This window comes from Micromonospora sp. NPDC049801, assembly GCF_040656575.1.
In the GTDB taxonomy this organism is placed as follows: Bacteria; Actinomycetota; Actinomycetes; order Mycobacteriales; family Micromonosporaceae; genus Micromonospora.
The window spans coordinates 233,383-255,099 of record NZ_JBFAMS010000002.1; the positions used below are offsets into that span (position 1 = coordinate 233,383).

Below are 21,717 nucleotides of genomic sequence, written 5' to 3' on the forward strand. Positions count from 1 at the left end.
ATATTCTAACTTCCGATAGCAGGCACTACTGACTGAAAGGGTGGAAAGCTTCTGCGCAACTGATTCCACTCGAACCGGACCAAGCGAAGGGTGGAGCAGGAGTGAAAGAAGCTCCCCCTCCAATAGAGAAGCCGCCTTGATAGTTACCATTGCCATCACCCTCACCACTGATGCCGCCCACAACGCCTTCGCCTCCGGTCACCTGCCCGTAAGGATTACACCCGCCTTTGTCGTCGATATCTTGGTTAGAGTAGTTGAAGCCTACCGTTGCATCAGCGCCGGCACTAGGGCCGGTACCAACTTTGAATCCACCACCGAATCCCGGCCCATGCCGGTCCACCTCAATGCACAGCTCCCCCGCTATGGACGCACCCATTTGAGCTCCCAGTCCACCGCATATATTCAACGTCCCCCAAGGCTTAGGCTCCTCCTTTACAGGCTTCCTTCGCGGAGCGGCCACTTGACACGGTGCGTATGCCGAGTTGTAGTCACTCACCAGCACTCCGCAATCGTTTCGGAGCCAGCCTCCGGTGCGGAAACAGGAGGGGGGCGCCGTCGGAGAGAGGCATTGCCCACTTGAGTGGACCAAACCCGGCCAGGGCTCCATAAACTCGACTGCTCCGGGAGTACCTGGCCCAGTATTGCAGTTCATACAGCGAAGCTTATTGGGTTTCGGCCGTGTCAAGTGTCGCGGCTTCGTCAGATCCCGAGATCCCAAGCAACGGGGCCAACAATCGGAGTTCTTGGCCTTGTTTTTACGGTTGCCTTTTTCGTCACCGAGGCGGTAATCGGGACAACTGGCCTGGGTGAGGCAGTCGGTGGGGATCAGCCCGGTGGGGTCGCTCGAGGTGACGGGTGTGTTGTTGGCGTAGGAGTAGCCGTTCCACTGTTGCGGCTGGGCTGCGTCCTGCACAGGATCGATGGAAATGAATCGACCGAGGATGGGGTCGTAGGAGCGGGCGCCGACGGTGGTGAGTCCGGTCGGGCTCATCGGCTTGTCGAGGAAGCCATGGTTGTCGGGTGCGGCGACGGCAGCACCCCGAGCGCCACCGTACGGCGTGTACTGCCGCCAGGTCGGATTTTGTGCGGTGTTGTCGAGGTAGAGCGACGGGGTGCCCTGGTGGTCGGCGATGGCGAAGGTGTACGCCGTGCCGCTCCCGGTGCGGATGCAGCTGCCGCCGCCGGGGAGGGCGTAGTACCGGCTACCGGTCACCACCGTGGAACTGGTGTTGAGGGTGTGTTGTTGCCCCGGCAGGTAGAGGGTGTTCTTGCCGGGCTCCTTTTGCAGCAGCAGGTTGCCGTCGGCGTCGTAGATGAAGCTGTTGTCGCCGCTGGCGCCTCCGGTCACGGTGGCGAGTTTGCCGGCGTCGTCCCAGGTGAGGGTCTGGTTGCCCTGGGCGGCGTTGCGGCCGGTGGTGTTGCCGGCGTTGTCGTAGGTGTACGACGTGGTGCCGGTTGCCCCGCCGGTTGTGGTGGTGGAGGTCAGGGTGTGGGGCTTGTTCTGACCGTTGCCGTTGTAGGCGTAGACGGTCTTGGTGTCGGTGCCGCCGGTGAGGTTGTGCTCGGTCTGCTGGGTGCGGTTGCCGATCAGGTCGATCTGCCAGCTGGTCCAGTAGGCGCTACCTCCGCCGATGGTGTTGCCGACCATGGACTTGTTGGCGTCCGTGGGCGTGGCGGCGCAGGCGTCGGTGCCGGTCCAGCCTTCGGCGAGTCGGGCCAGGCCGTCGTAGCCGTAGCACTGGGTCTCCGCCGGAGTGGTGGCACCCAACCTCTTGCTGGTCTTGCGGGTGATGTTGCCGACCAGGTCGTACTTGTACTCCTGCTCGTCGACATTCGACGGGGTAGCCGTCGAGCGGGTGACGAGCTGGTTGGTCAGCCGGCTGGTGTGCGGGTCGTAGGTGTTGGTGACATACGCCAGGTTCGTGTTCATGCCGAGGGTCTGCTGGTTGACCCGGCCGTAGGCGTCGTAGCTGACCCCGTTGGCATAGCCGTGCAGTCCACCGAGCGTCCAGGGCAGATCCATATCCGGCGAGTAGCCGTGTATCACGACTTCCGCGGGCAGCCCACCCTTGGCGGGGTAGGTGTCGGTCAGGAGCAAACCCAGCGTCGAGGTATAGGTGTGCCCGAACGCGTACGAGCCGCCGAGGGCGCCCTCGGTGCTGGGGATGGTGACCGTCGTGCCCAGCGAGCTACCGAAGACGTTGAACGCCTTCTGCTGCGTGGTGTACGCCTGCCCACCGCGGTAGGCGATGGTGGTAGTCAGCTTCCCGAGCGCATTGGTGACCCCCGAGACGCCGTTGCTGTTGTCGTACACCCACGCCGCGCGTTGGTTCGCCGACGCCTGGTTCGCCACCGTCGAGGCGTACTCCCCGGTCTTGCGGTTCAGGGAGTCGTAGGTGAACGACAGGGTCTTGCCGCGCCCGTCGGTGGACTCCTGCAGGTTGCCGTTGGCGTCGTAGCTCATGCTGCTGCCACCGGCATCCGGGTCGGACTTCGCCACGACCTGACCGAGCAGGTTGTACGTCGAAGTCCACACGTTGTTGCTGGCATCGGTGAGCGTCGACTGGTTGCCGTGCCCGTCGTAGCCGTACTTGCTGACCGTCGCCGTCCCGCCTGAGACGGCGAACGTGCCGGTGAACGTGTCCGACGGCGTCGTCACCGTGGGACGGACGCTGTACTCCTGCAACTCCTTCTTCCGACCCAGCGCGTCGGTGAGCGTGGCGGACACCACACCGCCGGCAGGCGGAACGACCGTGGTGCGGTCACCGCCGTGCACCGTAGTCGTCGTCGACACGGTCACACCGTTCTTGGCCGCCGCCACGATCACCGCGCGGCCCAGGCCGTCGTAGGTGGTGAACGTCTGGTTCGGCACCTGCTTACCCAAGTCAGCCGCCGACACCGGCGTGCTGACCGCCGGCGACGAACCGTCGTCCCACCAACCGTTGTACGACGCGCGGGTCCACCCGCGAGTGTCGTAGAACGTGTCCGTGATCATCCGACCACCCGCAGGGGTGACCGACTGGGTCTGACGGCTGCGCAGCAGCGCGTCGTAGATGGTGACCGACTTCTGGTAGCCGCCGGATTCGGTCAGTTTCTCCGTCGTGGTGGCGGACACCCCCGTCTTCGAGACGGTGTAGCCGAACTTGTAGTCTGCTCCGACGCTCGTGGCACGAGAGTTCAGCCACACCGACGTCCCGCGGCCGAGCGCGTCGTACCGCTGGGTGGTGACGACGCCGTTGGGGTCGGTGCTGACCAGCGGAATGCCGCGCTTCGTGTCGAGGGTGACGGAACCGGCGTGCCCTGCGGCGTTGGTGCTGGAGGTGGCCGTGACCAGTTTGACGGCGTTCATGGTGTAGCCGCTGCTGGTCTTGTTGCCCTTGGCGTCGTACGAGTCGGTGACCCGGCCGTAGTTGTCGTAGGTCGACCGCTCGGTGGTCTGCCAGACGTACGCGCCGGAGGTGTAATCCTTGGCGGTCTGGGTGAGGGTGACGTCGCCCTTGGACGGGGCGTTCGTCTGCGGGAACGTGGTGGAGAAGGTCTGGTCGTCGTAGAAGGTGCGTTCGGCCTTGACGACCTGGGCGGGCCGGCTGACGCTGCCGGGGGCGGTCAGGGTGTTGAGGCTGCCGGGCTCGGAGGCGGGGCTGCCCTGGGTGAACCCGCCGCAGGCCACCGCCACGGTTTCGGTCTGGCTGACCAGGCCGGCGAGGTTATTGCTGGTGTTCGCCGGAGCGTAGGTGTAGGTGGTGCACTGGTTGTACGCCGTGTCGACCGGCACGGTGTAGGTGTAGGTGTTCTTCAGCTCGCCGAACGTGGCGCTGGTGGTGTTCGCGTCGTAGCTGTTGTCGCTGGCGGTGGTACGCCAGGTCACCGATCCGCTGCTGGTGACGGCTTGGCGGGTGTACGTCTTGACCGGCGCGACCCACTGCGCCGTCAACGCCGACAGTCCGGTCCTGCTGCGGGTGGCGGTGGCGCCGGACACCCAGTACGAGGTGATCGTGGAGGAGTCGACGCGGCCGTTCTCGCCGAGGTACTTGGTGGTCTCCAACTCCTTGCCGGCGAGTTCGTCGACGTCCTCGTGGTTGCCGCCGACGGAGTCGGTCAGGTTCAGCACGATGCTGTTGTTGTTCTTCGACATGCCGCGGTAGTAGGCGGTCTCGGACTGGGTCCGACGGTCGTTGACACCGTCGCCGGTGAACGTCTGCACCTTGGCGTAGCCGCGGAACTGGCCGTAGCTGCGGTACTTGGACTTGACGACCTCGTTCTCGTCGTAGTGCCAGGCCGCGCCGCCGAGGTACTTGTAGCTGGTCGACAGGGCCGCAGCACCGCCGGTCGGGTCCGTGGACGTCACGCGGGTGACGGCGTACTTGTTGAACCAGTCCTTGAACGGGTTCACGTAGCCGTCCGGGGTCCAGTAGACCGGGTAGCAGGACTTCGTGTTGACCGCCGGGTCGGTGCTGACCGGGGCGGTGCACGGCACCGGCAGCTCGTAGGACGGCGAGATCACCGAACCGGTCTCGGTGGTGATCGTGGCGATGCGCTGGCGGTAAAACGACGGCAGGCCGCCGGTGATGTCGACCCGGTTGGGCAGCTTGATGCCGGTGAACGACACCGACGGCAACGTGATCGCCTCGGTGGACCCACCCGCGCTGGTGTCGTGACCGGTGCGCGCGATGTCGCTGAGCCACAACGTCGGCGAGGTGCCGTCACCGGTGGCCGGCATGCTGTGCGACAGGGCGTACGAGTCGACCTTCTCGTACTGCTTGGTGGCCGTGTTGTACTGCTGGGCCTCGATCGAGGTCAGGCGCACCGTGGAGAAGAACGACGGGCTCCAGTCGTCACAGTCGGTTCCCGAGGCGCAGATCAGGTCGAACGGCACGTCCGGCCAGTTCGCCTTGTTCGTCGAGTTCAACGGCTGACACGTCCCCGACAGGCAGCGGTCACCGGTGTTGAAGACCACCCGGTTCGCCACCGTGCCGTACGCGCCGCCGTCGGTGAAGCCGTAGTCGATGCGCGCCAGGTTGCTGTCCCGGATGTAGGACTCGTCCGAGGCGCCCTTGTTACGGCCGTAGAAGTTGGTGGCCTGGTCGTAGTAGTAGGCCATCGCGTTGCCGTGGGTGTCGGTGACGTAGTCCAGGTTCCATCGGTACGCCATCGTGCACACCGACGAGGTGAACCCCGCCGCTTTGTAACACGGGTCGCCGGAGTGCGGCGAGTACACCGGCGTGTGGTCCACCGACTTCGTCTCCGCCTTATCCGAGGCCCACCCTGGCAGCCGGTTACGGCCGAACTCGTAGCTCGTGCCGTCGCGCAGCGTCACCCGCCAGTAGTCGGTGTTGTACGTCCCCGAACCGTTGTTGGCGTTCTCGACGTGGGTGATCACCTCGCCGTTGTCCGACTCCGGCTTCCACACCTCCTTCGCCGCGTCCCACACCAGCGCCGTCGACGAGCCATTCAACGACAGCGTCAGCATCGGACCGTCGTAGCAACGGTCCGGCGTCTTCACCGGAGACGCGCTGCCACCCGGGTCGTCCATGCACGACGCGAACGTCTGCTCCACGAACGAACGCGGCGTGGACCAACCGTCACCCACCCACGAGGCCTGCGCGTTCGTCGACGCTGTCTGCCCGTCCACACTGCCCGAGTCGTACGACAACGCCACCGGCGGCACCAGATCCGAGGCCGCCGGCGGCACACTGATCGGATACGAGTACGTGAACGACCCCGTACTTCCACCACCGCTCCACGAACCCGACGGCTTCAGATCCGTGGCCGCGTACGTGCCACCCTTGCCGCCCTCCTCGCCGGCAGCCGCGACGGCCGCCAACACGGTCAGGCCACCCGCCGCCCGGGAACCCGCGGCCGTCGTCATCGGCACCTCCGCCGACACCGACCTCGCCCCGGCGTCATTCGTCGACACCAACGGCGACGCCACCCGACACTCACTCGCCGCCGGCGTCGTCAGCACACACGCGGGCAGACGCACCAGGCGCAACCGCGAGCCGTAGTTACCGCCGAACGCCTCGGCGAACCCCGCGTAGTCCACGCCGACCCGAACCGCCCCCGAGGCTACGTCCGGAGTCACCGACAGCAGCACACCGTCTACCCCGGCAGCCTCGGCGGCCTTGCGGTCAGCGACCTTCACCGCCAGGGTGCGCGGGCCCGTCTTCTCCCCCGCTGGCTGAACCCACACCGGCGCATCCGCCACACGTGCCTTCGCCGCAGCCGCGCCCCGCGCCCCAACAAGCGGTGCGGCCGGCAGGTCGACCTTCGCGGAAACGGCCTTCGGCCACGCCGTACGCGTCGGCCGGTACGTCGACTTCGCGTCATCAGGCGGCGTGACGAACCTCGTCGGCAACGGCTTCACACCCTTGACCGACTGCCCCGGCGACGTCGCCGGGGCCTTCGCCACCTCCGGCCCCTTCGGCTTCGCCACCGCCGGCGCACCCGACAACAAGCCCGCCGCCACAGACATGGCCACGACAGTCGCGGCCAGACGTCTAGGACGTGTGAGCAGGCGTAATCCCCCGTAGACGGTCATGCAGACCTCACCTCTGCCCGATGAAATGGAAACCACGCAGGGTGATGGGTCGCGCACCCCCGTGGCGCGAACAATGTTTCATGTCCGACCGTCCACAAGGTCACGACACGGTAACGATGATCAGCCGCCAAAGCCCTCAAATGCGCTCCACTGAACGTCAAAGGGACGGCGTCGAGGACCCTCGGGCGTTTCCCGCAGCCGGCCACGCCTGCTTCACTGTGGCCGCTCGATCGGGCGCACCCACGCGCTCACGTCACTCACGGGGAGTACTTGACATGATCAGGAGACGACTGCGCCTACGCGCCGTCGCATCGGGCGCGGTGGCCGCCGTCGCCATCGCCACGGCCACGGTGCCGCTCGCCATACCAGCCGCCGCCGCACCGGCAGCGCCGAAGCCCGCCGTCGATCCGAAGAAGGCACTCGGCGTCGACGCGGCCCTGGCGCAGGCCAAGCGGACCGGTAAGCAGGTCGAGGCGACCGCCGCCGGCACCTCGACGGAGAAGCTGACCGCCCTTCCGAACGGCCAGATCCTGCTCAGCCAGAGCGCGGTGCCGAACCGCAAGCGCGTGGGCGCCGACTGGAAGCAACTGGACCCCACCCTGTACCGGCGGGCCGACGGCGCCGTCACCGCGACCACCACCACACACGACATCACGCTGTCGGCCGGCGGCAGCGGGCCGATGGCACACCTGGTCAGCGGCGACCGGTCACTCACCCTGACCGCCCCCGTCGCGCTGCCGACCCCCACGCTCGCCGGGCCGACGGCGACGTACCCCAACGTCCTTCCCGGTGTGGACCTGACCGTGACGGTCAACGCCCAAGGCGGGTTCTCCCACGTCTTCGTGGTCAAGGACGCGACAGCGGCGAAGAACCCGAAGCTGGCCACGCTCGAGTTGGCCACCACCGCCAAGGGGTTCACCCTCGACGCCGACGCGGTCGGCAACATCAGCGGTCGGGACCGCACCGGCGATGCGGTCATCACCGCGCCGGCCCCGACCATGTGGGACTCCTCGGCAGCTGCCACCACCGCCCCGACCGGGCGCAGTAGCGCCGCGTCGACGACCGCGGCCCCGGGCCGGGCGGCTCGCACCGCCGCCATCGGGGTCTCCGTCTCCCCCGGCAAGCTCGCTCTCAAGCCCGACCGCAAGCTGCTCACCGATGCCGCGACCGTCTACCCGGTCTACATCGATCCCAGCTTCAACTGGAGCGTCACCGGACCGCGGATGTCCGGCTGGTCCAGCATCTCGTACCAGCACCAGTCGACGAACTACTGGAACAACACGCCCGACCCGCAGGGTCGGATGCAGGTGGGCAACTCCGGCGAGCAGCGCTCGAACACGCTCATCAACTTCCCGGTGCCGTACAGCACCCTCACGGGCGCGACGATCAACGACGCTACGTTCAAGATCACTAACACCTGGTCGTGGAGCTGCACCAAGAAGACGGTAAACGTCTACGCCCCCGCGACGACGTTGTCGAAGTCGAACGCCAGCTGGGACTACTGGGAGGACCAGAGCAAGGGCCCCCTCGCCGCGTCCGGGAGCTTCGCCTACGGCTACAGCGGCTGTAGCGCCCAGGGCGTGTCCTTCAACATCACCGACCAGATCAAGACCGACGTCGCCAACAAGAAGGCCACCCGGACCCTGTGGATGATCGGCGGCAACGAGGCCAGCGACGATGAGAGCTGGAAGGAATTCCTGGAGACCAGCCCCACGCTGGAAATCCGCTTCAACCACAAGCCCAACAAGCCGACCGGCATGACCACCTCACCGCGCACCGCCTGCGGCGGTGGGTCGATGGTCGGCGACAACCCGGTCTACCTGTACGCCCCGGTTTCCGACCCCGACGGCGGCACCCTCGGCGTGAGCTTCAAGCTCTGGAAGACCTCCGACTCCGCGCAGACCGCCCTGGCGTCCTCCAACCCGAACCTGCTCACGTACTCGTCCGGCAGCACGGGCGTGCTGATCGTGCCGGTCGCCACGCTGCGCTCCGCCGCGGGCGGCGCCATCACCAGCTTCTCCTGGAAGGTCCAGGCGACCGACTTCGGGGCGTCCAGCGACTGGTCGACGACCTGCAGCTTCACCTACGACCCCACCCGGACCGGCGCTCCCGACATCAGCCAGCCGCAGGGGCAGTCGAAGATCGGCGAAGAGGTCAGCTTCGCCATCACGCCGCCGAGCACCGGTACCCAGCCGGCCAGCTACAGCTACCAGCTCAACGGCCTGCCCCCGGTCAGCATCTCCGCCTCCGCCGGCACCGCCTCGGTGGTCGTGACGCCGACCCGGTTCACCAACACCCTCGCCGTGACCAGCCTGTCGACCGGTGGGAACTTCGGCGAGACCGCCACCATCACCTTCAACGCGGATCCCGCCGACACGGCGGCTGACGCGGACCTCACCGGTGACGGTGTTGCCGACCTGCTGACCATCGGCGCCCGCAACGGGCTGCCCGCCGGCCTCTGGCTGGGCACGGGCATGAACAGCGGCGCGGTACGCACCACGGTCAACGACCTCGGCGCACGGGGCAACGGGGTCACCGGCAACGAGGACCCGTCCGACTTCAACAACGGCCAGGCCATCTCCGGCCACTTCTTCGGCTCCGGTCTGCAGGACGTCCTCGTCTACTACACCGGGGGCGTCAACGCGGGCAACGGCATCGTCCTGCGGGGCAGCGGCGACGGCTCGGTCATCCAGCCGTACAACAACCAGGTGAGCGTCTCCGGCGAACTGCTTGTCGACAGCAACGGCAACGCTCCGCTGCAGTTGGCAAACGCCGGCGACTCCCGAGCGACCGGAAGCACCATCCCGGACCTGATCGGCACCAGCGGCGACGCGACGAACGGGTACTTCCTCAACTACTACCCGATGGCCTTCGCGGCCGGCCTCTACTACTACGCGGGCAGCACCACGACGCTCACCCCGGCCGGTGGCGTGGACTGGAACAACTGGACGATTGCCACCGCCCAGGTCAGCGGTGGCACCGCCATGTTCCTCTGGAACAGCAGCACCGGCGCCCTGCACCTGTGGACGAACCTGGCGTACAACCAGGACACCAACCAGCTCACCTACACGCCGTACACGCTCTCGACCAACTGGAACCGGGGCGCGTCGCTGGCCCTGCGGGCCGCCGACGCCAACTCCGACGGCACTCCCGACCTGTGGAGCGTCGGCGGCAACGGCCTGACCACGGCGTACCTGGTGAGCGGCCTGGGCACCACGCCCACCATCGCCACCCAGCAGGCGCAGGGCCTGGTCACCGCCAAGCACACCTGGCCGCTCGACGACGGCACGGCCGGAGCGTCCGCGGCCACCGCCGGCGACATCACCGGTGGCAGCACTCTCACCGGCACCGGCAACGCGTACTGGCACGAGGGTGACCTCTTCAGCCCGGACCTGCGGCTCAACAGCGATGCCACCGGCACGGGCGTGGACGCCAACGGCACCGGCAGCCTGGTCAGCGCCGCCAGTCCGGTGCTGGTCGACACCACCAGGTCGTTCAGCGTCGCCGCCTGGGTGAAGCCCACCACCGCCGGAAAGATCATCCTTTCCGAGGAGGGATCGCGCTCGGCCCGGTTCATCCTCTGGCAGGAGCAGAGCGACAACACCTGGCGGTTCGGGATGGCCCGATCCGACAGCGACGCCTGGGCGTACGACCAGGCCATCAGCGCGCCCAACGCCCAGCTCGGAGTCTGGACACACCTGGTAGCCACCTACAACGCGACCACGAGCACGATGGCCCTGTACGTCAACAACAACCTCGCTGGCACGGCACAGCACGCCGCAGCCGTGTCCTGGCCCAGCACCGGTCGTTTCGTGATCGGTCACTACCGCTACAGGGGCGCGCCGAGTTCGTACTACTCGGGTCAGGTCAGCAACGTGCAGCACTGGGACCGGGCTCTGAACCCGGCCGAGGCCACCGCGCCGGGCAACTACGCCCAGATGCTCATCGCACCAAACGTCCGCGACATCACCGGCGACGGCCGGGGCGACATGCTGGTCAGGCAGGGCAACGGCGACGTGCTGCTGCGCCGCGGAACGAACCTGGACGGCACGCTCACGTTCGATGCCGGCGTGGTGGTGTGCGGCAAGTGCGGCGGTTACGACTCGTTCAACATGGCCGACGCCAACAATGACGGCAAGTTGGACTTCTTCATGCGGCAGATCAGCACCGGTGACATGTACGTCTATACGAACACGGTCGCCAGCGGCGACCCGGTCTGGGGTGGCCGCCAGCTGGTCTGTGGCAAATGCCTCAACTTCGGCCTGTCCGACCTGGGCGATGTGAACCGGGACGGCAAGACCGACCTGTTCGTCAAAGAAAACAGCACCGGGAACATGTACGCATACCTGGGCAGCGGTACTCCAGGCGGCGAAGTCACCTGGAGTACCCGGATCATGCTCTGCGAATTGTGCGGCGGGTACGATCAGGCGAGCGTCGAGGACGCCAACAACGACGGCAAGACTGACTTGATCATGCGCAATGCCAGCACCGGCGACATGTGGGTCTACCCCAACACGGCCGCCAGCGGAACGCCGGCCTGGGGTCCCCGTGTCCTGGTCTGCGGCAAGTGCAAGGACTTCGATATGAGTAGCCTCGGCGACGTCACCAACGACGGGAAGATGGATCTCATGGTCCGTCGCAGGAGCAACGGCACCCTGGCCCTCTACCCGGGCAACGGCGCCCCCGGCACCGTCACCTGGGCCTCGCCCACGCTGATGTAGAACCGAACACGATGTAACCCGAATGGCCGGAACCCCCCGGGCACCGCGAACTGCGGTACCCGGGGGGTTCGCCTATGCGGGCTGAGCCGGAGGGAGTAGAGGTCAGACCAGGCCGGCGTCGCGGAGGAGCTGCCACAGGCCGGCGCCGTCGGGCGCGGACAGCCACTTCTGCCCCACCGGCCCCGAGGACGGCCGTCCGGCCGGGGCGGGCAGGCTACCGGCCAGCACCGACTGGGTCGGGGACAGCCGACGGATCGCCACCCCGGCGACGTTCTCCGGGTGGGCGGCGGCGAACTCGCGGTAGATCTCCTGGTCGTGCTGGCCGTCGTCGCCGACCAGGAGCCAGCGCACGTCGGGAAACTCCTTGGCGAGCCGCGCGAGGGTGGAACGCTTGTGCTCCATGCCGCTGCGGAACCAGCGGTCGGCGGTCGGACCCCAGTCGGTGAGCAGCAGCGGACCGGCCGGGTAGAGGTGCCGGGACAGGAACCGCGTCAACGTCGGCGCGACGTTCCACGCGCCGGTGGAGAGGTAGAAGACCGGGGCGCCGGGGTGCGCGGTGACCAGTCGCTCGTAGAGCACCGCCATGCCGGGTACGGCGGCGCGGGCGTGCTCGTCGAGAACGAAGGTGTTCCACGCGGCGAGCAGGGGTCGGGGCAGCGCCGTCACCATCACCGTGTCGTCGATGTCGGAGAGGATGCCGAACTTGACCTCCGGGTCGAGGATGCGCACGGGGGCGTCGACGGGCTCGGCGTCGGGGACGCTGAGGCGTACGGTGCCCCAGCCGGGTGGCAGGTCGGCCTCGACGAGCGTGTCGACGAAACCGCTGCGGTCGGCCTGGGCCTCGTGCCGTACCCCGCCGGCCTCGATCTGCACCGTTACGTGCTTGGCGGGCAGGGTGGTGAAGCTGCGCCAGCCACGCACCTTGTCCAGCCGACCCCGCTGGCGGTTGTCCGGACGGCCCAGCAGCACCCGGCACATCACACGTACCCAGCCCGGCCGGCCGTAGCCGGTGTAGGCGACGATGTTCATCCGCCAGCCGGTGCGGCGCAGCCGACGCTCCACGAGCTGGTGCACGGCGTCTTCGATCCGCGCGGCCCGGTGCAGATTCGGCACGGCAAGTTCGCCGGCGGGTGTGGGTGGCACGCGCCAACCCTGCCACACGTCGTCGGCGACGGCCACGCGAGCGGGTCCGAACCGCAGCCCGCCAGCCAGGTCGTACTGCGCCGAAGCGGCCCGACCGACCGTCGGTCCGTGAAACACTCCGGTCGGGACGACGACGGGGGCGTGGTCGTGTCGCATCCAGAGCAGCACCGCGGGCGGTGGCGTCCGCGACTTGACCGGCCGGCGCTCGTCGCGCTGCTGTTCGGGCTGGTCGGCGTCGGGTACCGGCTGGTCCTGACGCTGTACACCGTCCCGGTGTCGAACAGCGACGAGGCGACCTTCGGGCTGGCCGCCCTGCACATCGGGCAGCGCCGGGAACACCCCGTCTTCCTCTACGGCCAGCACTACATGGGGATGCTGGAGTCGTACCTGGCGGCGCCCCTGCTCGCGGTCTTCGGGCCGAGCTGGCCGGTGCTGCGGCTGCCGATGCTGGCCCTGTACGCGGTCTTCCTCTACCTGGTGTACGCGCTCACCCGCCGGCTCTACCCGCCGTGGTTCGCCGTCCTCGTCGTCGGTCTGCTGGCGCTGGGACCCGAGCGGGTGGTGCGTGACCAGCTCACCGTGGTCGGCGGTCGGCCGGAGGTCAAACCGGCGGTGCTGCTGATGCTGCTGATCGTCGTGGGGCTGGCCGCCGGGTCGGTGCGCCACCGTCGGCTGGCCGTCGCGCTGTTCGGGCTGCTGGCCGGGCTGGCCGCCTGGTCGGACTGGCTGATCCTGCCGTACCTGGCGGTGGCCGTGCTGGCCCTGCTCTGGGCGGTGCGGCGGGAACTGCTCGGCTGGGCCGGGCTGCTGCTGGTGGCGGGTTTCGTGGTCGGGATCGCGCCGATGATCGTCGACAACCTGCGTGCCGGGCCGGGTGAGGACTCGCTGACGGTGTTCCGGGAGGTCAGCACCAAGGCCGGCCCGCTGCCACCGTGGTCGGACCGGATCCGGGGCGGCCTGTTGGAGGGAGTGCCGCTGGCGCATGGGCTCTGCCCGGTCGACGGCTGCGGTCGCTGGCAGCAGTGGTTCGGACTGCTCTACCCGGCGCTGCTGGTGGCCGCCGCGGCGCTCGCGCTCGTCGCGTACCGCCGGGCCGTGGGCACGACACCCGGCGAGCCCGCCGCCGGCACCCTGCGCGGCGGCCGGGCCGAGGGCACGCCACGGGCCGCGCGGGTCGGGCCGGTGGTGCAGCTCGCGCTGGTCGTCGGGGCGGCGTTGACCCTGCTGTCGTACGTGCGTAGTCCGCTCGCCGCGACCAGTCCGCTGGACAACGCCCGCTACCTGTCGGTGCTGCAACTGTCGCTGCCGGCGGTGCTCTGGCCGCTCTGGGCGGCGGCCGTGGCCGGCTGGCGGGGCACGGTGGGCGTGCTCGGCCGGCTGATCGGCGCGCTGGCCGCCGCCGTGCTGGCGGCGCTGACCGCGACGACGCTGGTGGTCACCGTGCTCTTCGCGGTCAGCGGCGCCGCCGCGTCGCGGACCGAGGAGCGCCAGGCCCGGGAGTTGGCCGCCGCGCTGCGCGCCGACGGACCCCACGAGGTGTACGGGGATTACTGGACCTGCAACCGGCTGATCTTCAACACCGACGAGGCGGTGGTCTGCGGGGTGCTCGACGGCGACCTGTCCCCGGGGCAGAACCGCTACCGGCCGTACTGGCGGCAGGTCGGGCGGGCCGCGCGGCCCGGCTACGTGGTGGAGGTCGACTCGCCGATGGACCGGCGGCTGCGCCGGCTGCTCGCCGACCGACCCGACGCCGCACCGGTCCGCGAGGTGGGTGGCTATCGCGTGTACCACCCCGACACCCCGGTGCGGCCCTGGCGCTGAGCACGGGTCGTACGCTGGCCGGGCCGCCGCCGTACGCCGTCCGAGGAGACCCGATGCTCATCCTGCTGCCGCCCTCGGAGGGCAAGGCCGACGCCGGCACCGGACGGCGGTGGACGCCGGACAAGCTGTCACTGCCGGAGCTGAACCCGGCCCGCGAGCGGGTGCTCGACGCGCTCGTGGCGCTCAGCGCCGGGCCGGACGAGGAGGCGGCGTTGGCCGCGCTCGGGCTCAGCGACGGTCAGCGCGGCGAGCTGCGCCGCAACGCCCGGCTGCGGGAGGCGGCGACCGCCCCGGCCGAGCGGCTCTACACCGGGGTGCTGTACGAGGCGCTGGAGCTGGCCACGCTGCCACCGGCGGCGCTGCGGGCGGCCCGCCGGTCGATCCTCATCAGCTCCGGCCTGTGGGGCGCGGTACGCCTCGCCGACCGGATTCCGCCGTACCGCTGCCCGATCGGCGTCCGCCTGCCGGAGGTCGGGGCGCTGTCGGCGTACTGGCGCAGGGAGTTGACGCCGGTCCTGGCCGGCGCGGCCGGTCGGGGCCCGGTGCTGGACCTGCGCTCCGGCGCGTACGCGGCCACCTGGACGCCGCGCGGTGAGCTGGCCGAACGGACGGTCACCGTGCGGGTGCTGCACGAGCGGGAGGTCGACGGTGTGCCCGTCCGCTCGGTCGTGAGCCACTTCAACAAGGCGACCAAGGGGCGGCTGGTGCGGGATCTGATCCTCACCGGCGCGAAGCCGCGCACCGCCCGGGAGTTGGTCGGCGCCCTGCGCGAGCTGAAGCACACCGTGGTGGAGGAACCGCCCGCCGCCGGGCGGGTCCGGCAGGTGGATCTGGTGGTCACCGAGCTGTAGCGCAGCGGGAGCCGCAAGATTTGCTCAAGGCTGGGCGGGACACATTCCGTAACGGCCGCGCAGGGGCCACGGTAGGGGAACCCAGACTCCGACGAGGGAGCCCCCGTTGGCCCGCGATCCCGCCCTGCTCGACCGGCCCCGCCCACCGGCGACGCCACCCCCGCTGGACTGGCTGACCCTGGGCGACGCGTTCGAGGCGTCCTGCCTGCTGCGCTGCACCGCGCCTCCGACGGGCGCCCGGTCGGGCGCCCCGCCACCGGCGCTCGCGCCGGGGGTCGAGTTCAACCGGGAGGACGCCGCGCAGCGGATGCGCCAGCTGCTCGCCCGCCTCGACATTCCGGTCACCCAGGAGGTGACGGTCGGCGGACTCCGCCGCCGCTACGAGGTGCACCGGCTGTGGGTGCCGCCGGAGCACCGGGGCACGTACGGCCGGCTGATGGATGCCGGCTGGTGGCAGGGACGTCGGGAGCTGTTGGGCGGTCCCCTGCCGGGCGCCTCGCCGGCCCGCCGCCGGTGGGTGTCCCGCCTCGCGGCGGCGGCCTGGCGGTCGGCGCTGCTGGCCGGCGGGCGGCACGTGCGCCGGCACATCCTCGGTGTGCGGCTCACCGACCGGGAGTTGGCCGCCGTGCTGATCCGCGGCGCGGCCGTGCTCGACGTGCCGGCCGTACTCCGCCCGGGCACCGGTTGTTTCCTGGTGAGCGTGGCCGACGGGCCGGACCGGGAGCGCATCCTGCACAGCGCGTCGTTGGAGCCGGCGCGCGCCGCGGTGTCGACGCCGGGCCGCCGCCCGGTCTGCTGAGCGCAGGCCCGTACCGGCGGTACTGACGGGTGCGGGCTTGCGCCTGCCCGTCGGAGCGCGCACAGTGCACCGCGTGGGTCGTACCTCGTCTCCTCGGGCCGGTCGACGCCGCCCGGGAGCGGCGGCGCTGGCGCTGGTCGTGGCCCTGACCGTCGCCGGCTGCCGGGACGACCCGGCCGAGCCGGTGGAGATCCGGATCGCCACCGGCAGCCCCACCGCCGTCTACTACGCGTTCGGGCAGTCCCTCGCGACCATCCTCAACCGCGAACTGCCCGGGGTACGGGCCAGCGTGGTGATCACCGCGGCCTCGGCGGAGAACGTCCGCCTGGTCGGCTCGGGGGCCGCCGAGCTGGGTTTCACCCAGGCCGACGTGCTGCCCACCAGCCCGACGCAGAGCCCCTCGGTGGACGCGGTGGCCCGGGTGTACGACGACCAACTGCACCTGGTCACGACCGACGGCGGGCCGGTCCGTACGGTCGGCGACCTGCGGGGTCGGCGGGTCTCGGTGGGCGCGGCCGGCTCCGGCACCGAGATCACCGCCAGCCGGCTGCTGGAGGTGGCCCGGCTCGGCGGCGACGCGGTACGCCGGGAACGGCTCGGCCTGGACGACTCGGTGACCGCCCTGCGCTCGGGACGCATCGACGCGTTCTTCTTCTCCGGTGGTCTGCCGGTGCGGGGCATCGAGGAGTTGGCCGGGCGCAGCGCCACCCGGATCGTCGACCTGGGCGAGTGGACGGAGCCGTTGCGTGCCCGCTACGGGCAGGTCTACGTCTCCCGGGACATCCCCCGCTCGGTGTACGGGATGAACCCGGTGACCACGGTCGCCGACCCGAACTATCTGATCGTGCGGGCCGACCTGCCGGAGCCGCTGGTCCGGGACGTGACCCGACTGCTGATGGAGCGCCGGGCCGAACTGGGCGCGGCGCATCCGGCGGCGGGACGGATGAGCCCCCGCTCGGCGATCGCCACCGCGCCGCTGCCGCTGCACCCGGGCGCCGCCGCCTGGTACCGGGCCGCCAAGCCCTGAGCTGCCGGGTCGCCGCAGCGGGCACGCGGCCTGAGTCGCCGGTCCGCTAGCGCGCCGGGGTGGGCCACCGGTCGGCGGCCGGGTCCCCGTCCCCGTCCAGCGGCTCTTCCGCCGGCTCGGCGGCCGGGAACCACAGGCCGGCGACCAGCCCGCGCGGGGTGCCCGCTCGCATGGTGAGCCGCCCGTCGGAGGCGTCCACCAGCACGGCGGCGATGGTCAGGCCGAGCCCGGCGCCGTCGACGTTCTGCGCGTCCGGGGCCCGCCAGAACCGCTCGGTGGCCTGGCGGAGTTGACTCTCGGTCATTCCCGGGCCGGTGTCGCGCACCTCCAACAGGACCCCGTCGTCGCGGCGGGCCACCGTCACCGTCACCGCCCCGCCGGCCCCGCTGAACTTCACCGCGTTGTCGATCAGGGCGTCCAGCGCCTGGTCGACGGCGGTCGGCACGGTCCGCGCGTACGCGGGAGCGTCGCTCGTGGCCAGGCGCAGCGCGACCGACCGGTGCCGGGCCAACGGTGCCCACGCGGCCACCCGGGAGGCCGCGACGGCGGCGGCGTCCACGCTGACCCGCTCGTTCTCCTCGCGTTCGGCCCGGGCCAGGGTGAGCAGCGCGTCGAGCACCAGCGCCAGCCGGTCGGTCTCCTCCAACGCCAGCCGGTGCTCGGAGCGCCCGTCCGCGTCGGTGAGGCTGGGACCCAGCTCCTCCACCCGCAGCCGCAACGCCGTGAGCGGATTGCGCAGCTGGTGGCTGGCGTGCGCGACGAAGGCACGCTGCCGGTCCATCACGTCGGAGACCACGTCGGCCATGTGGTTGAAGCTGGTCGCGAGCCGGCGCAGCTCCGGCGGGCCGAGTCGGTGCTGCACGCGGGCGCCCCGGTCGCCCTCGGCGATCTCGTGGGTGACCGCGTCCAGCTCGGTGACCGGCCGCAGCACCCATCCGGCCAGGCCGAACGCGGTGAGCACGCAGGCCAGCACGACGAGCAGGCCGGCCACGGTGAGCAGCAGCCACCAGGTGGTCACGGCCCGACGGATCTCGCCGGCGGGTGTCACGATCACCACCGCGCCGAGGACCTCACCGCCGTCGTTGATGGGCACCGCCACCACCACCGGGCCGGCGGACCAGGGCCAGATCGACTCGGGCGCGCTGGACTGCTGCCCGGACAGCGCCACGTCCAGGACCGTGGCGGTGCCGGTGGACCGCCAGCTCGCCGAGTCCACGACGATGCCCCGGTCCCGGTCGACGACCGCCGCGCCGATCCCGTACAGCTCGTCGTAGCTGCGCAGCTCCGCCCCGATCGGGCCGGGCTCCCCGCCGCGCAGCGCCGGACCGGCCAGCGAGGCGAACCGGGTGGCGTCGGCGAGCCGGTCGGCGCGTACCCGCTCGGTCTCCCGGCTGGCCAGGGTCACCGCGAGCGGGCTCTCCAGCGCGACGAGGACGAGCACCATCAGCAGCAGGTAACTGATCACCAGTCGACGGCGCACGGGGTCCCCTCACGCATCGCGCAACCGGTAGCCGACCCCACGGACGGTCTCCACCAGCCGCGCGTCGCCCAGCTTGCCGCGCAACGACCCGACGTGCACCTCGACGGTGTGCGGATCGCCCCAGGTGGTGCCCCAGGCGTCGAGCAGGATGCGGTCGCGGGGCACCGCCACCCCCGGCTGGCGGGCGAGCGACAGCAGCACGTCGAACTCCTTGCGGGTCAGCGTCACCGCGCGCCCCGCCACCGTCACCGTGCGGGCGGCCACGTCGATGCGCACCGCCCCCGCCTCGATCAGGTGCCGCTCGGGGGCGGCATTGGCGGCCCGGCGCAGCACCGCCTCGATCCGGGCTTGCAACTCGACCATCGAGAACGGTTTGACCACGTAGTCGTCCGCGCCCAGGCGCAGCCCGAGGACCCGGTCGCGCTCCTCACCCCGCGCGGTCACCGCGATGATGCCGAGCTGGCTGCTGCGTCGGCGCAGCTCCCGACACACCTCGGTGCCGTCGCCGTCGGGCAGGGTCAGATCCAGCAGCACCAGGTCGCAGGGGGCGGCGGAGAGCGCCGCGGCGACGGTGGCGGCGTGCTCGACCTGGTAGCCACGACGGGTCAGGGCGGAGGAGAGCGCGGCGGCCACCCGGCGGTCGTCCTCCACCAGCAGGATCCGCACCGTGCCCCCATCCGTCGCAGCCGTCCTGCGAATGGTGGCAGAAGGCCGCCGCGAGCGGGAGGGCCGGCTCCGGTCAGGCCCTACAGACCGAACGTGTCGTCGGCGACCGCGTCCCGCACGCCGTCGGTGAAGCCCCGGAAACCGGGGTCGTCGTGCCGGGCGGGCACGCTGGTGACGTTGACGCCGCTGGCCTGGGTGACGGCGTCGACCAGGGGCGGAAAGTCGATCTCGGCGTCGTCGAAGGCGTCGTCGTCCGCCTCGGCCAGGTTGATCACGTGCTGCACGTCGTCCGACGGGGTGTCCGGGTCTTCGGCCCACTCGCCGCCGGCCCGGTAGCACTCGTCGTACAGCCCGCGCTGGGTGTCGGTCCAGTCGTCGTCGTAGCTCGCCATCGTCCATCCCCTTCCGGCGGGTCAACCTGAGCATGACGGGCGGCGGCCGACGTCGGCGGCGGTACGGCCGAAACGTGGGCGACGTAGTCTGCGGAGGTGATCTACAAGCTGTTGCCGACCGTCGAGTGGGACGACGCCCGGGTCGCCGGCGCCGTCGCCGGCTCGGCCCTGGACCACCAGGACGGTTTCATCCACCTCTCCGCCGCCGACCAGGTGGTGGAGACGGCCCGCCGGCACTTCACCGGCGTCACCGGCCTCACCCTGCTGGGCGTGGACGAGGGTCGGCTGGCCGACGCCCTGCGCTGGGAGCCGTCGCGCGGCGGGCAGCTCTTCCCCCACCTGTACGGGCCGCTGCCGCTGAGCGCGGTGGTGACGGCACGGGCGTTGCCGGCGGACACTCCGGTCGCCGACGCGGTCGCCGCCCTGCTCGACTGAGTCACACCCCTTCGCCGCCGACACGACCGCGCCCGGTCCGACAGGTGTCGGGCCGGGCGCGGGACGTGGTGCGCGGTCAGCGGCAGAGCCGGGTGATCTCCTCGGCGAACCGGTCCATCGGGTTGGCCTCCGCCGGCCCCAACAGGTAGGTCTTCAGGTCGCGGCGTGCCTCCGTCATCGGGTCGTCGCCGGCCCGGGTCACCGCCACGATCTTCTCCAGCTCACCGCAGTCGGCGGAGAGCAGGTACGCGGCCCGCGCGGTCGGGTACTCCCGACGGAACTCGTCCTCCGGCAGGCCGGCCGGGTTGGCCACCACGTACGGCCGCTGACTCTGCACGAAGTCCGAGACCACACTGGACACGTCGCTGATCAGCAGGTCGGTCTGGTTGAAGCAGTCGAACAGCCCGGGGGTACGGCCGGTCACCACGACGTGCGCGGTGCCGTCCAGGGAGGCCGCGTTGGGGTTTCCACCGGCGGAGCGGATCGCCTCGACGATCCGGTCGTGCACCGCCTTGGCCGCCTTGGACCGGGACCCGGTGAGCGGGTGCGGCTTGTAGACCAGACGCACCCCGGGGTTGCTCGCCAGCAGGCCCTTGACGATCCGCTCACCCATCAACACCAGCGAGGTGTGGTACGGGTCGTCGTCGAGCCAGCCCTCCCAGGTGGGCGCGTAGAGCACGGTGAACGGACGGTCCACCGACTCGGCCCCGAAGGTGTGCACGCCGGCCAACTGCGGCCGGCCGATCTCCACGATGTCCGAGTCGAGCACGCCCACCCCGGCACGGGCGTACCGCTCCCGACCGGCCAGGCCCGCCACCCACACCTCGTCGTACACCTTGCTGTAGGGGTTGACGCTGGCCTGCTTGTCGCTGTCGCCGTGCCCCACGAAGACGTGCTTCATGCCGGGCTCGCGCAGCATGTGAATGTTCGCGCCGACGTTCGCGGCGTAGAGGGCGGCGCGGACGCTGCCGAGTTCGAGGTTCATGAAGTCCACCCCGGCCGGTACGCAGAGCACCGGCAGCCGGGTGTCGGCCAGCTCGAAGAACGCCTCCCGGCTGCGCATCAGCACCACCGCGCGCTGGTTCAGCGCCTCGGTCGGGGCGAGCCACATGTTGGCCTGGTAGACGTCCTTGGCCGGGCCGGCGAAGTAGAGCGCCACCTCGGGCCGGTGGGTGTCGAGCCAGCGCTGCACGGCCGGCATCAGCGGTCCCTGGCCGGAGCCTCGACCGCGCAGCCACGTCACGGCGATGATCGCGCCCACCACCCCGGTCGCCGCCACCGTCAGAGCGGCGGCGACGAAGTACGGCGTCGGCTCGTGCCGCACGGCGGCGACCACCGCGGCCGGGACCAGCAGGAGGTTCAGCAGGGGCATCCGGTCCCCCGCGACGGCTGCCGCCCAGGCCGGCGGGCGGGGGGCCGAGCGCAGGGGGCCCAGCTCGATGTTGCGGACCAGGGCGGACTGCGGGTTACGACGGTCGATCATGGTGGAGAGCGCGCCCGCGAAGACCGAGACGACCCACACCGCCGCCGGCAGGATCAGCAGGAAGCTCAACTCGACGCCGTCGAGCTCGACCTGGGCGGCGACCAGCAGCACGGCCGACAGGTCACGGGTCAGCTGCCGGTAGGAGAAGTTCAGGCCGACCTTCTCCAGCAGCAGCTGCGACGGCGGGGACCAGCGGGCGGCGGCGAACTCCCCGACCACCGCCGCCAGCCCGGCGACGGCGAACAGGCCGACCCAACCGAAGACTCCTGCGACGAGCATGACCAGGTAGGCCAGCACCAGCAGCGCGCTGCGGGCGGCCACTCCGATGCGTCCTGTCAACGTGCCGAACAACGAGTTCGCT

12 protein-coding genes are annotated in these 21,717 nt (G+C 70.4%); 6 read left to right on the forward strand and 6 right to left on the reverse strand.

The window, feature by feature from the left end:
* Positions 1-25: 25 nt before the first annotated feature.
* Entirely contained in the window at positions 26-6,433 is a 6,408-nt protein-coding gene (locus AB0I89_RS04540) for an RHS repeat-associated core domain-containing protein (protein ID WP_357120045.1), read from the reverse strand.
* A 380-nt stretch (positions 6,434-6,813) separates the two neighbouring features.
* Between AB0I89_RS04540 and AB0I89_RS04545 the strand changes: the two genes are divergently transcribed.
* Positions 6,814-11,259, forward strand: coding sequence for a LamG-like jellyroll fold domain-containing protein (locus AB0I89_RS04545; protein ID WP_357120048.1), 4,446 nt, complete (start codon positions 6,814-6,816; stop codon positions 11,257-11,259).
* Positions 11,260-11,361: 102 nt separating this feature from the next.
* Here AB0I89_RS04545 and AB0I89_RS04550 read toward each other — a convergent pair whose 3' ends face one another.
* Complete coding sequence (locus AB0I89_RS04550; protein WP_357120051.1) at positions 11,362-12,402, reverse strand: phosphatase domain-containing protein; 1,041 nt, start codon at positions 12,400-12,402, stop codon at positions 11,362-11,364.
* 147 nt (positions 12,403-12,549) lie between these two features.
* Between AB0I89_RS04550 and AB0I89_RS04555 the strand changes: the two genes are divergently transcribed.
* The 4 genes from AB0I89_RS04555 to AB0I89_RS04570 all read left to right on the forward strand — a co-directional run bounded on the left by AB0I89_RS04555 (position 12,550) and on the right by AB0I89_RS04570 (position 16,900).
* Entirely contained in the window at positions 12,550-14,223 is a 1,674-nt protein-coding gene (locus AB0I89_RS04555) for a hypothetical protein (protein WP_357120783.1), read from the forward strand.
* 53 nt (positions 14,224-14,276) lie between these two features.
* On the forward strand, positions 14,277-15,074 hold the full coding sequence (yaaA, locus tag AB0I89_RS04560; protein ID WP_357120054.1) for a peroxide stress protein YaaA: 798 nt from the start codon (positions 14,277-14,279) through the stop codon (positions 15,072-15,074).
* Between the two features lie 106 nt (positions 15,075-15,180).
* Positions 15,181-15,873, forward strand: a complete 693-nt coding sequence (locus tag AB0I89_RS04565; RefSeq protein WP_357120057.1) for a hypothetical protein — start codon at positions 15,181-15,183, stop codon at positions 15,871-15,873.
* Between the two features lie 73 nt (positions 15,874-15,946).
* Positions 15,947-16,900, forward strand: a complete 954-nt coding sequence (locus AB0I89_RS04570; protein ID WP_357120060.1) for a TAXI family TRAP transporter solute-binding subunit — start codon at positions 15,947-15,949, stop codon at positions 16,898-16,900.
* A 46-nt stretch (positions 16,901-16,946) separates the two neighbouring features.
* On the opposite strand, the gene AB0I89_RS04575 is transcribed toward AB0I89_RS04570, so the two are convergent.
* From AB0I89_RS04575 to AB0I89_RS04585, 3 genes are all read right to left on the reverse strand, one after another.
* Positions 16,947-18,380 carry a HAMP domain-containing sensor histidine kinase gene (locus tag AB0I89_RS04575; RefSeq protein ID WP_357120063.1) on the reverse strand — a complete coding sequence of 478 codons (1,434 nt, stop codon included), beginning with the start codon at positions 18,378-18,380 and terminating at the stop codon, positions 16,947-16,949.
* A 9-nt stretch (positions 18,381-18,389) separates the two neighbouring features.
* Complete coding sequence (locus AB0I89_RS04580; RefSeq protein ID WP_355050323.1) at positions 18,390-19,046, reverse strand: response regulator transcription factor; 657 nt, start codon at positions 19,044-19,046, stop codon at positions 18,390-18,392.
* A gap of 80 nt (positions 19,047-19,126) precedes the next feature.
* On the reverse strand, positions 19,127-19,438 hold the full coding sequence (locus AB0I89_RS04585; RefSeq protein ID WP_355050324.1) for a hypothetical protein: 312 nt from the start codon (positions 19,436-19,438) through the stop codon (positions 19,127-19,129).
* A gap of 96 nt (positions 19,439-19,534) precedes the next feature.
* Between AB0I89_RS04585 and AB0I89_RS04590 the strand changes: the two genes are divergently transcribed.
* Positions 19,535-19,873 carry a DUF952 domain-containing protein gene (locus AB0I89_RS04590; RefSeq protein WP_357120068.1) on the forward strand — a complete coding sequence of 113 codons (339 nt, stop codon included), beginning with the start codon at positions 19,535-19,537 and terminating at the stop codon, positions 19,871-19,873.
* 76 nt (positions 19,874-19,949) lie between these two features.
* Here AB0I89_RS04590 and AB0I89_RS04595 read toward each other — a convergent pair whose 3' ends face one another.
* Positions 19,950-21,707 carry a CDP-glycerol glycerophosphotransferase family protein gene (locus tag AB0I89_RS04595; RefSeq protein ID WP_357120072.1) on the reverse strand — a complete coding sequence of 586 codons (1,758 nt, stop codon included), beginning with the start codon at positions 21,705-21,707 and terminating at the stop codon, positions 19,950-19,952.
* Positions 21,708-21,717 lie beyond the last annotated feature (10 nt).

Excerpts from the sequence above, each read along its gene's own strand:
- AB0I89_RS04585 (WP_355050324.1), bottom strand. The coding sequence starts at position 19,438 with ATGGCGAGCTACGACGACGACTGGACCGACACCCAGCGCGGGCTGTAC.
- yaaA (WP_357120054.1), top strand. The coding sequence starts at position 14,277 with ATGCTCATCCTGCTGCCGCCCTCGGAGGGCAAGGCCGACGCCGGCACC.
- AB0I89_RS04545 (WP_357120048.1), top strand. The coding sequence starts at position 6,814 with ATGATCAGGAGACGACTGCGCCTACGCGCCGTCGCATCGGGCGCGGTG.